The following is a 12550-nucleotide window of genomic DNA, read 5'->3' as shown; positions in this document are numbered from 1 at the left end:
TAAGAAAGGTAGAAGGGCTCTGCTTGCAGCCAAAGTTTGTGCTAAACAGCTATCCCAAACTTAGCTGTTTAGTGAATGTCAATTTAGGCCTTGCTGGCTTGCTGCATTGAGGTAGTTTTTATCATTCCAAGTGAGACAATGAAAGGATTTAAAATCATTTGTTTCAAGGATCGTTAAACTAGCATTGTCAAGTCCGCCGTTAGCCCGAAGTAAGGCTGGTTCATAGCCCAACAGCGAGCGGATGGAGGCAGTCAAATTAGCTCCGTGTCCGACAAATAAGACATGTTGGTAATGCTTATCCTTGAGTGAGTCGACTAATTCACAAACACGGTGGGTAGTTTGATAGATTGATTCTGCCTCGAATTGCCCAGCATTAAAACGGGCTAGGTTGTGTCGAAAAGCATCCATTTGGTGCGGGTAAATAGCATTCATAGTAGCAATTTTTGCTCCCTCCAGTTTGCCCAGGCCCCATTCTCTCAATGCTTTGGTTTGTGTAATTTCCAGGTCTTGCTCGCAAGCAGCCAACAGCAGCTGTGCAGTTTCGTAAGCGCGTTTGAGATCACTTGAGTAGACCGCATCAAAAGGGACGTCCTTAAGTGCTATACCCAGCTGACGAATTTCCTCATAGGATTCTGGTAGCAAGGGTGAGTCGGCTCCGCCACCTTGAAAGCGTCCCTCAACATTCCACTGCGTTTTTCCATGTCTGACAAAATAACATTTCATAATAAGTTTAACCCTTCTAATTAATTTATGATTATCATTCTTTAATATCAGCAAATGCTGCTCCGATAAAATCAGCTAGCGCTTGACTATTGATTCGAACAGAGCGCCCCACTTCACCAGCTGAGACGATTACTTGGTCTTGTACAAGCGCGGTCGAATCAATGTAAATAGGAAAAGTATGCTTTTGTCTAATCCCAATGGGATTGTTTGCGCCGTGAATATAACCAGTGGTTTTTTGTAAGTCTTTTTGAGGAATCATGCTGACCTTTTTATTGCCGGATAACTTGGCCAGCTTTTTTTCTGATAAATGTTCTGTAATAGGAACAATGCCAATAATAGGCCCGGTCTTGTCGCCAACCAAAGCCAGTGTTTTAAAAATATCAGAGCGCTGAATCTGATCAGGGAGCTCTTGCTCTTGTAAGGCATTAATCGCCAAACTATCATAGGGAATGGCTGCTTTGTCTAGGATTTGTTCCACTAGTGTTTTTTTTAATTTACCCTTTTTCGTCATCATATAACCCTCTTTTTTGCACACAAAAAAGTATAATAATATCATTATTATTATACCATTTTTAGTCTTCTAATTAAATGCTTAATTCCTAATCTTTTGGTAAGAAAATTGTGGCTTGGTAAGTTATCAATACTAAAGTGACAACCACAACAAAAATAAACGTCAAACAAGCCGCTGTGCCATTGACCGATAAGGAATACATCCAAGCCGAGGTGCCCTTAGGAGCATAAGAGCCCCAGAAAATAACACCAGCAATAAAATGCCAAAGGTAACGTAAGCCTACAGCAGCTAAGGCAGCTAAGCCCCCAATCATCCAAGCTTTTTGCTTATAGCCTTGGCTCAGTGCTGTCCTTAACGATGGGGTGAACAAACCTGCAATCCCCATGGACATGAATGCCAAGATATATTCAATCAAGACTTGAGACATACTGAGATAGTACACTCTGCCAAATAAAAAGTGCAGTAGCCCCCAAATTAAGCCAGCTAAGACGCCGTATTTGACCCCTCGTCTTAGGGCGAAGATCACAAGGACAATTGCTCCAAATGATGGGGTAAACCAGGAAGCAAAGTCTGGAATCAGTGACAATCCCATTGCCAAGGCGGCAAAAATAGCGGTTTCGACTAAGTATTTTGTTTGGTTATTGGCAGACATAAAAAAACTCCTTTTGGTCACAAAAAAGAGTCGGGTTTCCATCGGTTCTAAAAATGGTCACAATCCCTACGCTTGTACTAACAAGATCAGGTCCTCAGGATTTCGCAACTGCGATCTCAGCCAAAGCACTCCTTTGTGATGATTATTAATAATTACCTTCATTATAAATGCACAAAAGACGTTTGTCAAGCAGAAAAGGACAGCCCGCTGCAAGGCGCAGCCATTTTTCCAAGAAAAAAAACAAGCCGGTCCTGGCTCCTGGCTTGCAGCGAGCGGGCTTTGTCACATCACCCTGGTAAAAATGACAGATGAGCAGGTCCAGAAGTGCGAAGCCACAAGGGCAAATAAATAAGACTGAGAACGCCCAGTCTTATTTTTGGTGACCAAATAATTTTTCATAAGTCTTTTTCGTGTCTTTGTTGACTGCAATCTGATTAAGGTCCAGGGTATTGTTAAAGCCTGGTAGATAGCCTTGAGAGGTGTACTGGTGCAGGTCGTAGTTAAGATTGGTATTGGGTGCGGCTTCGTAGTAACCAGAATCACTCCCGTAAGTTGGTATCCAAATAGCATCAAAACCTTCTGTTGAGATGTCTTGTTCAACCATGAAGTAGGTCCCAATGTAAAGTCCGACATTTTTGGCACCTAATTTTCTAAGTTCATCACGAAAGGCTTTTATGCCTTTATTCATGTCTTTCATCGTGACCTCCTCCACATCGATCCAATAAAAGGTTGGTTTATAGGGGGAGGCATTTTTATAAAAAGTTCGTGCTTCTGCGCGCATCTCCTTGGTGCTTGAGCCTAAAGCGTAGCTGTAAACGGCTACGGGTACATGGCGCTTTTGAAATTCTTTGATGTGGCTTTTAAATGATTTATCAATCCCTGTGGTATAAGCAGCATTATTTCGTTTGGTGATCTGCGAACCACCAAAGACACGAATAATTGCTCCGGAAATATTTTTGGATAAGGTATCGTAGTCAATTTCATTTGGTAATTGCCAACCCGAAACATCAATAATAGGGTTTAAGACAAATTCTTCATTTTCCTTTGTGCTGGTTTTTTCTTTCTGTGATGCGCTAGAAACTACTGGAATGCTATTTTGAGCCTGTCTTAGTTCCCTTTCTTTGAGATTATCTGAATGTGCTTTTCCAATAAGTAACAAAATGCCTATCAAAAGAAAGAAGACGAGCACAACAATCGGCTTGATTCTTCTTCTCATTATCGCTATTGTACCTTAAAAACGGCAAAAAATCAAAGCATCTTCCTTATTTCTGATATTATTCTGTAGAATTAATCTCTTTTTTGTGAAACTTTCACAGGCATTGGGCTAGCAAAGATCAGCGGCTTTTTATAAGGTAAAAAAACACCTGAAAAGCTCTGCGATTTCCTGCGAACGACCCTAAAATGAGGGTAAGGTTAGAGTTGTTTTTGAAGGGATTATAATCCAACTCTTATTTGCGAGGAACTATTCTTTTTGTTTCCAAAGTGGTCAATCGGGCCAAATTTTGTCATAATAAAGAGGTGTAAAAGGAGTATTATGTCACTAAAACAATTAACACGTATGACCATTTGCTCAGTCTTTGTGGTCGTTTTACAACTAGTCTTTAGTCACTTGCCTCATATTCAGCCCTTAACGGCTTTGTTTATGGTTTATGCTGCCTATTTTGGCTTTTACGAAACAGAGCTGCTTATGGCCCTTGGACTTTTTTTCTCATCTTTTTTGCTGGGTTTTGGTCCTTGGCTGGCCTGGCAGTTGCTTAGTTTTACTATTGTGATTGGCCTTTGGTACGGCGGTCTGGTCTATTTTCTAGGTAAAGGGCGCAAGCGACATACTCTGTTACGGCAGCTCCTTTGGGCTGGCTTTTGTGCAGTCTTTTATGGCCTTATCTTGGATGCTTGCCTTGCTTATGTCTATGGTATACCCGTATGGTCTTACCTTTTAAGGGGCTCTTCATTTAATATCGCTCACGCTGTAGTAACTATGGTCTGCTATCTTGTGTGTTTAATGGTGTTAAGAAAAAATCCCCCAGCAGCGCATTCAAAATAGAATCAAACTTCTGCTGCGCAGCTATCAAGCACAGCTAGCCAGACAAAGAAACCCAGATTGCAAAACTAATCTGGGTTTGTTTTTTAATCAAGGAAAGCTTTAAGCTGTTGTTCGATTACTTTAGGGTCTGATTTTGCAGAGTAGCGCTCAATAACCTGACCGTCTGGGCTAATGAGAAATTTGGCAAAATTCCATTCGATCGCTTTGCCTAGTGGGCCACTTTTTTCCTCTTTTAACCAAGTGAATAAAGGCTCTGCATCCTTACCGTTTACGTTGACTTTAGCAAAACGCGGAAAAGTTGTATGGTAGGTCAAACTACAAAATTGGTTAATCTCTTGAGCATCACCAGGTGCTTGATTTAAAAATTGATTGCAGGGAAAATCTAAAATCTCAAAGCCCTTGGCATGATAAGCATCGTACAATTCCTGTAAGGCTTGGTATTGTGGAGTGAGCCCACATTTGGTTGCTGTATTGACCACTAAAACAAGCTTTCCTTTGTAGTTGGCTAAAGGGAAATCCTGACCCTCTTGGGTCTTAACTGTAAAATCATAAAGGTTAGTCATGGGCAATCTCCTCACTGTAATGAATAATCTGATCAACCGTATCACTTAAGAATTGAATCGTGTCACGCAGTGGTTTTTCGGTAGCAATATCAGCACCAATCAGCCTGGCCGTCTCAAGTGGGGTTCGGCTGCCTCCTGATTTCAAAAAGTCAAGCCATTCTTTAGCACCTTTAGGATTGTTTTTGAGATTGAGGTAACCAGCTGTAGCAATCACTAAGCCCGCTGAATAAGTATAGCTGTATAGGCCCATGTAGTAATGAGCTTGCCGCATCCAAGTAAGAGCAGCATCGTCATCAATGATCAAAGCATCACCCCAAAATTCTTCAAGCACGCTCTTCATGATCTGATTCAATTGCTTAGCACCAAAGGTTTGACCATCTTCAATCAATTGATAGACTTTGCGTTGGAAAGCCGCCTCTAGTAAGTGCGTGATGAAGTTATGGAAGTAGGTGTCCGTCAGGCGGTGGGCCAAAGCAAAGCGTTTTTGCCGTGGGTTATCAAATTGTCGCTCTAAGTAATCACTTAACAATAATTCATTGAAGGTTGACGGTGCCTCCACGTAGTAAGTGGACATATGGGTGTTGAAGAAACTTTGTTCATGGTCTGAAAAAATAAACTGACCAGAATGCCCAATTTCGTGGATTAAAGTGTAAACATCAGACATGCGCCCTGTCCAGCTCATTAACACATAAGGATGAACCTTGTAAGGGTCAGCAGCATAGCCGCCTGAGTCCTTATTGGCATTAGCGGCAAAGTCAACCCAGCGTTCTTGCTGGTATCGGGCAATTTCTGTAGTGTATTCTTGGCCTAGCGGCTGGACAGATTGCATGACCAGGTCATAAGCATCATCTATGGATACTTCAGGGTTGAGGTCGTTGTCAATGTCTAATTTCCAGTCTGCAAAGGCCATCTGTGTAAGTCCGTTTACTTGGGCAACATGTTTGACAAATTTTTGGGCGACAGGACCAAATTCCTTCATGATTAAATCAATTTGCCGGTCAAACATTGGGCGATCCACTTCTTGTTCAGCTAACAGATAATCAAATACAGTATCATAGCCACGCATATCTGCCATTAATTTTTCAGAAGAGACTTTGGCCAGATAAGCTGCTGCCGCAGCATTTTGATGCTGGCGTAGACCAGCTGAAAAAGAGCGAAATGCTTTTTCTCGAATTTCGGCGTTTTCATGATTTTGGTAGAAATTCTCATAAAGGACAAAACTATTCTGGTAGGTTTGTCCATTCACCTCAAAATCAGCCATATGAAAATCACCCGCCCGCATTTTGGTATAAATGTCATAGGGGCCATTGAATACTTCGCGCAGATTGGTTAAGGTTTTTTCGACCTCGGGTGCCAAAAGATGGGCCTTTGCTTGTTTGGCTTGGCGGATGATAGCTGTAAAATGGCTATTAGCAGCTAACTGATCTAAAATCTCATCATCAGCTTGTGCTAGTGCTGTATCCATGAAACTAAGTGCAACACGGGCTTTGGTTGAGAAATCATCTCCTGCCTTAGCGATTTGTGCAAATTCTTCGTTGGAGAAGTCACTGGTTTGCGGCATAAAGGCATAAGTTTCGATGTGACTCATCTGAATTTCGATTTGCTCTAGTTCCAATAATGCCTGTGTAAAATGCTCAACATCGTTTAAGTGATTCTGATAGTTGTGCTGAAAGATTTGAACATCTTGCCAGGCTTTTTCAATCGCCAAAAGGAAATCTTGGCGGTCCTTGTAGAGTGCCGTTAAATCCCATAATTCACGCTCGGGAAATTCTGATCGTTGTTTTAATTCCATCGTTTGGCTCCTTAGTCTTTTCTTTTTAGTATAACAAATATTTGTTAAAAGGCCACCTCTGGGATAAAAGCCGAACTTTTTTTGCAAAGGCAGGACTTTTTTTCTTATTATCCTTATTTTTAGGTTAAAAAATGGTATGATAAAAAGAGAAAAACAAGGAAAAGGAGCAAAAATGGTATCCATTAAAAAATTGGAAAATGAGCATAATCATGCAATTATTGCCGAAGAAGTTGCCATCTTAAAGGACTTGCTAGGGGAAGTCACTATTCGGATGGGAGGCGAAGCTGCCTTTGCTAAAATTCAGCAGTTAGTACACTTATCTGAGCAACAAGAATATGGACAAGTGGAACGTTTAATCTCGGAAATGAGCAATGATGATATGGTCCTTGTTTCTCGCTATTTTTCGATTTTGCCGCTCTTGATTAATATCTCAGAAGATGTTGATTTAGCTTATGAGATTAATTACCAAAACAATATGGGCCGTGATTATTTGGGCAAATTGGCTCTTAGTATTGATGCGGTAGCCGAAAAAGAACAAGCTACAGAGCTGCTTGAGCAGGTGAATGTCGTTCCTGTCTTGACAGCCCATCCCACACAAGTGCAGCGTAAGACAGTGCTAGAGTTGACCAATACGATTCATCACTTATTACGTCGCTATCGTGATGTCAAAGCTGGAGTGGTCAATAAACAGAAGTGGCTGGAAGACTTGAGTCGTTATATCGAAATCCTCATGCAAACAGATATTATCCGGGAGAAAAAATTAAAAGTCAAAAATGAAATCACCAATGTGATGCAGTATTATAATGACTCTCTTATCCCGGCTGTTACGCATCTTACCAAGACCTATAAAGATTTAGCAAATCATCATGGAATCACTCTTACAAAGGCTAAGCCTATTACCATGGGCATGTGGATTGGCGGTGACCGTGATGGCAATCCCTATGTTACTGCTGAAACCTTACTTTTATCAGCGACAATCCAAAGCGAGGTCATTATTAATTATTACATTGAGCAGTTGACCAACCTTTATCAAAGTTTTTCCATGTCTTCAACCATCACTGCGGTTAGTGATGAGGTCAAGCATTTAGCTGAGCTATCTTATAATGATTCTGTTTACCTTGAAAATGAAGCTTACCGCAAGGCGCTTCACTATATCCGCTCGCGCTTAGTGCAAACCTTGATTCAATTATCAAAAACAGATGATCAATTTAATTTTCCTACAACTAGGCCGCAACTGGATGTTCAGGCTAGTACCAATGCGGCTGTGATTGCCGAGTATGTGCAAGTAACGGCCAATCAAGTTGCTGCTGGCATTAAAGAGCACCGGCTTCCTGCTTATGCCAGCGCTGCAGAGTTTAAGCAGGATTTGTTGCTCATTGTAGAATCACTCAAAGCTAATGGTGATGATGTTCTTATCAAAGGTGATCTTGCTGATCTTGTCCAGGCTGTGGATATTTTTGGTTTTTACTTAGCTAGTATTGACATGCGCCAGGATTCAAGTGTGCAAGAAGCCTGTGTGGACGAATTATTGCGTTCAGCTAATATTGTGGATAACTATCGTCAATTAAGTGAGAGTCAGAAATGTCAAATCTTGCTTAAGCAATTGACAGACGATCCTCGGCCGCTAGCTTTGGCAAATGGTCCCAAATCAGATTTGCTTGAAAAAGAATTGGCCATCTATCACACTGCTCGGCGATTAAAGGATAAATTAGGCGAAGACATCATCAAGCAACACATCATTTCACACACTGAAAGTGTATCTGATCTTTTTGAGCTTGCCATTATGCTTAAAGAAGCTGGACTGATTGATAGTCGCACCGCCCGTGTCCAAATTGTTCCTTTATTTGAGACGATTGAAGATCTGGATAATTCACGGGCCATTATGACGGAATTTTTGTCCTATGATCTTGTAAAAAATTGGATTGCTTCAAAAGGCCATTATCAAGAAATTATGCTGGGCTATTCTGATAGTAACAAAGATGGAGGCTATCTTGCTTCTGGATGGACTTTATACAAGGCGCAAAATGACCTAACCCAAATTGGTGAAAAGCACGGCATTAAGATTACTTTCTTCCATGGCCGTGGCGGAACAGTGGGCCGTGGCGGGGGGCCGTCATATGATGCGATAACAGCTCAGCCATTTGGCTCAATCAAAGATCGGATTCGTTTGACAGAGCAAGGCGAAATCATTGAAAATAAATACGGTCACAAGGACGTCGCCTATTACCATTTGGAAATGTTACTCTCAGCATCTATCAATCGGATGGTTACACAATTGTTGACCAACCCAGATGAGCTAGAAGATTTTCGTGCTACCATGGATGGTATTGTGGCAAAAAGCCACCAGGTCTACCGCCAATTGGTTTTTGACAATCCTCATTTTTATGACTATTTCTTTGAAGCCAGCCCTATTAAGGAAGTATCAAGCTTAAATATTGGTTCTCGGCCTGCAGCCCGAAAAACAATTACAGACATTAGTGGACTGCGCGCGATTCCCTGGGTCTTTTCTTGGTCGCAAAATCGGATGATGTTTCCAGGTTGGTATGGAGTAGGCTCAGCCTTTCAAGAGTTTATCAAGCAAGATGCTGGTAATTTAGCTAAATTACAGCACATGTATCAGACTTGGCCGTTTTTCCACTCGCTGCTGGCTAATGTGGACATGGTCTTATCCAAATCGAATATGACCATTGCTTATCATTACGCTCAACTTGCTGAAAAAGAAGAAGTCCGCACTGTCTTTCACACGATTTTGGATGAGTGGCAGCTGACCAAAAATGTCATCTTGGCGATTGAAGGACAAGAAGATCTGTTAGCAGAGACCCCTGCCTTGAAATACAGCCTAGCGCTTCGCCTGCCCTATTTTAATGTGCTTAATTACCTCCAAATCGAGCTCATTAAACGGCTGCGCCATGATGAATTGGATGAAGATTATGAAAAGTTGATTCATATCACTATTAATGGCATCGCTACGGGATTACGAAATTCGGGCTAATTCCCTGGAAAACATGGCCTTTTCAGGCTGTCTGCCTCAAGGCTGTGTTTTCTTTTTTTTGCCAGCAAAAAGTGATATAATGCTTAAAGATTATTTCAGCTATAGGGGATATTATGAAAATTGATAAGAGGCATCTACTTAATTATTCGATTTTACTGCCTTACCTAATTCTGTCAGTCGTTGGCCTGATTATGGTTTATTCAACCACCAGCGCTAGCTTAATCCAATACCATTTGAACCCATTTCGTTCTGTCATCAACCAGGGCATGTTTTGGATCGTTAGTTTATTTGCGATAGCCTTTATTTATAAATTAAAGCTCAATTTTCTTAACAATACTGGCATTCTCAATATTGTCATCATTATTGAAATTGCCCTCTTGTTAATTGCTCGTTTTTTGACCAAAGAAGTCAACGGCGCCCATGGCTGGATTGTACTTGGACCAATAAGCTTTCAGCCAGCAGAATATTTAAAAATTATTATGGTCTGGTTTTTAGCCAATACCTTTTCTAAGCGTCAGCAAGGAATTGCCAAGTATGACTATCAAGAGTTGACCCGGCGAAAATGGTGGCCAACGGAGCGGTCAGATTTACTGGATTGGCGTTTGATTGCAACGTTTTTGATTTTGTTAGTAGCATCGCAGCCCGATTTAGGAAATGCTGCAATCATTGTTTTGACCGCTATCATTATGTTTTCCATTAGTGGTGTGGCCTATCGTTGGTTTTCAGCCATTGTTGTCATGATTACGGCTCTCTCAACTCTCTTTTTAGGAGGAATTGCCCTTATCGGGGTGGATCGAGTAGCTAAAATCCCAGTCTTTGGTTATGTGGCCAAACGCTTCAGTGCTTTTTTCAATCCCTTTCATGATGTAACAGATTCAGGACACCAGCTAGCTCACTCTTATTATGCCATGAGTAATGGTGGTTGGTTTGGGATGGGTCTTGGCAATTCCATTGAAAAGCGCGGCTATTTACCAGAAGCTCAGACAGACTTTGTTTTTTCGATTGTCATTGAAGAGCTTGGTTTAATTGGCGCCGCCTTGATTCTGGCCCTTGTTTTCTTTCTTATTTTGCGTATTATGAATGTTGGTATCAAGGCAAAAAAACCTTTTAATGCCATGATGGCACTGGGTGTTGCGGGCATGATATTGATGCAAGTATTTGTCAATATAGGTGGTATCTCAGGCTTGATTCCCTCAACAGGTGTAACCTTTCCATTTTTGTCGCAAGGGGGAAACAGCTTATTAGTTCTATCTGTAGCGATAGCCTTTGTGCTTAATATTGACGCCAATGAAAAGCGTGATGATATTATGAAAGAAGCAGAACTAACCTATAAAAAAGAAAGCCGTAAACAAGACCCAGATACCAATATCGTTCATTTTGATCAGTACAAATAACCACCATTTCCAATGATAGCAAAGTCTCATTTTGATTTGCAGACAAAGCCTTGAGAAAGTACTTTCTCAAGGCTTTTAAGTTAGTGATCAGCTAACTTTTGAAAATCAAAAAAGAATGCAGGTCTATCTCTTTTATCCTTGTTTTTTAAGGAATGTCTCTATCACTAGTAGACCCAGTAGACTAACCACTCAATCCACTAAAGCAGATTTGACAGGCGATTACTGGTTTTGCTAACTGTGATTCTGCACAAAGTTTGCGGTTATTTATCCAAGGTACTCAACAATAGGGGCCACGTCATTTCGTGGTTGGAGAAGCCAAGGTCTAAAGACTGGGGCTAACTGTCAGTCTATCTTTACTTTATCAAGTAAAGATAGGCCTATAAGCATAAAATGCTTGCAATTTCAGTACAATTTGCTACAATAGTAAGGTAAAGTTAGACTGTATTGCCTACTGTCTATCTATAAAATATATTTTATTGGAGGCTTTTCCTAAATGGCAAAAGAAAAATACGATCGTAGTAAACCCCACGTTAATATTGGTACAATTGGACACGTTGACCACGGTAAAACAACTTTGACAGCTGCAATTACAACTGTTCTTGCACGTCGTCTTCCAAGCGCAGTTAACCAACCAAAAGACTACGCTTCTATCGATGCTGCTCCAGAAGAACGCGAACGCGGTATCACTATTAACACTGCACACGTTGAGTATGAAACTGAAAAACGTCACTACGCTCATATCGATGCACCAGGACACGCGGACTACGTTAAAAACATGATCACTGGTGCCGCTCAAATGGACGGAGCTATCCTTGTTGTTGCATCAACTGACGGACCAATGCCACAAACACGTGAGCACATCCTTCTTTCACGCCAAGTTGGTGTTAAACACCTTATCGTCTTCATGAACAAAGTTGACTTAGTTGATGACGAAGAATTGCTTGAATTGGTTGAAATGGAAATCCGTGACCTTCTTTCAGAATACGACTTCCCAGGTGACGATCTTCCTGTTGTTCAAGGTTCAGCACTTAAAGCTCTTGAAGGTGACAGCAAATATGAAGATATCATCATGGACTTGATGAACATTGTTGATGACTACATTCCAGAACCAGAACGCGACACTGACAAACCATTGCTTCTTCCAGTCGAAGACGTATTCTCTATCACTGGACGTGGTACCGTTGCTTCAGGACGTATTGACCGTGGTACTGTTCGTGTCAACGACGAAATTGAAATCGTTGGTATCAAAGAAGACAAGAAAAAAGCTGTTGTTACTGGTGTTGAAATGTTCCGTAAACAACTTGACGAAGGTCTTGCTGGAGACAACGTAGGTATTCTTCTACGTGGTATCCAACGTGACGAAGTTGAACGTGGACAAGTTATCGCAAAACCAGGTTCAATCAACCCACACACTAAATTTAAAGGTGAAGTATACATCCTTTCTAAAGACGAAGGTGGACGTCATACACCATTCTTTAACAACTACCGTCCACAATTCTACTTCCGTACAACTGACGTAACAGGTTCAATCGAACTTCCTGCAGGTACAGAAATGGTTATGCCTGGTGATAACGTAACAATCGATGTTGAGTTGATTCACCCAATCGCCGTAGAACAAGGTACTACTTTCTCAATTCGTGAAGGTGGCCGTACTGTTGGTTCAGGTATCGTTTCAGAAATCGAAGCTTAATGTCATTTGAGTTCCCAGAATAACAATTAGAGTCAGACAACTCAAGAAGTTCCTTGTGAACTTCTCAGATTGAAGACAAACTGGTCTAAACCTCCAGTTTGTCTTTTCTTTTACTTTCATTATGCTGATTGGAATAACTTTGACAAATTTCAGGCAAACTAAAAAGGCTATCCTAGCCATTATCTTACT

At 41.2% G+C, this 12550-nt stretch carries 10 protein-coding genes and 1 riboswitch; of the genes, 4 read left to right on the top strand and 6 right to left on the bottom strand.

The genetic code is table 11. From position 1 onward, the window contains the following. Positions 1-78: 78 nt before the first annotated feature. The 4 genes from GWD08_RS03520 to GWD08_RS03505 all read right to left on the bottom strand — a co-directional run bounded on the left by GWD08_RS03520 (position 79) and on the right by GWD08_RS03505 (position 3102). On the bottom strand, positions 79-723 hold the full coding sequence (locus GWD08_RS03520; protein WP_159545306.1) for a histidine phosphatase family protein: 645 nt from the start codon (positions 721-723) through the stop codon (positions 79-81). Between the two features lie 34 nt (positions 724-757). After that, the gene (locus tag GWD08_RS03515; protein ID WP_159564293.1) at positions 758-1234 is read right to left on the bottom strand and encodes an aminoacyl-tRNA deacylase; all 477 of its coding nucleotides are present in this window, start codon (positions 1232-1234) and stop codon (positions 758-760) included. An 88-nt stretch (positions 1235-1322) separates the two neighbouring features. Then, entirely contained in the window at positions 1323-1886 is a 564-nt protein-coding gene (thiT, locus tag GWD08_RS03510; protein ID WP_159545304.1) for an energy-coupled thiamine transporter ThiT, read from the bottom strand. Between the two features lie 46 nt (positions 1887-1932). Beyond that, a riboswitch (TPP riboswitch) is annotated at positions 1933-2029 on the bottom strand. A gap of 227 nt (positions 2030-2256) precedes the next feature. After that, positions 2257-3102, bottom strand: coding sequence for a glycoside hydrolase family 25 protein (locus tag GWD08_RS03505; RefSeq protein ID WP_159564242.1), 846 nt, complete (start codon positions 3100-3102; stop codon positions 2257-2259). 318 nt (positions 3103-3420) lie between these two features. Here GWD08_RS03505 and GWD08_RS03500 point away from each other — a divergent pair, with 318 nt between their 5' ends. Continuing rightward, positions 3421-3930, top strand: a complete 510-nt coding sequence (locus tag GWD08_RS03500; RefSeq protein WP_159564241.1) for an ECF transporter S component — start codon at positions 3421-3423, stop codon at positions 3928-3930. An 83-nt stretch (positions 3931-4013) separates the two neighbouring features. Here GWD08_RS03500 and GWD08_RS03495 read toward each other — a convergent pair whose 3' ends face one another. Both GWD08_RS03495 and pepF read right to left on the bottom strand, forming a co-directional pair. Next, positions 4014-4493, bottom strand: coding sequence for a glutathione peroxidase (locus tag GWD08_RS03495; RefSeq protein WP_159545297.1), 480 nt, complete (start codon positions 4491-4493; stop codon positions 4014-4016). Continuing rightward, the gene (gene pepF, locus GWD08_RS03490; protein WP_159564240.1) at positions 4486-6285 is read right to left on the bottom strand and encodes an oligoendopeptidase F; all 1800 of its coding nucleotides are present in this window, start codon (positions 6283-6285) and stop codon (positions 4486-4488) included. Before pepF ends, GWD08_RS03495 begins: the two co-directional genes overlap by 8 nt. 172 nt (positions 6286-6457) lie before the next feature. Here pepF and ppc point away from each other — a divergent pair, with 172 nt between their 5' ends. The 3 genes from ppc (at position 6458) to tuf (ending at position 12361) form a co-directional block, all read left to right on the top strand. Next, positions 6458-9277: a phosphoenolpyruvate carboxylase gene (gene ppc, locus GWD08_RS03485; RefSeq protein ID WP_231700342.1), complete on the top strand. Its 2820-nt coding sequence runs from the start codon at positions 6458-6460 to the stop codon at positions 9275-9277. Between the two features lie 113 nt (positions 9278-9390). Further along, positions 9391-10671 (top strand): cell division peptidoglycan polymerase FtsW, encoded by a 1281-nt coding sequence (ftsW, locus tag GWD08_RS03480; RefSeq protein ID WP_159564238.1) that lies wholly within the window; start codon positions 9391-9393, stop codon positions 10669-10671. A 493-nt stretch (positions 10672-11164) separates the two neighbouring features. Next, positions 11165-12361, top strand: coding sequence for an elongation factor Tu (gene tuf / locus GWD08_RS03475; protein ID WP_159545289.1), 1197 nt, complete (start codon positions 11165-11167; stop codon positions 12359-12361). The last annotated feature ends 189 nt before the right edge of the window (positions 12362-12550 follow it).

The sequence above is a fragment of the Streptococcus halichoeri genome (assembly GCF_009870755.1).
GTDB lineage: Bacteria > Bacillota > Bacilli > Lactobacillales > Streptococcaceae > Streptococcus > Streptococcus halichoeri.
This window is presented reverse-complemented; position numbering and strand designations above follow the sequence as displayed.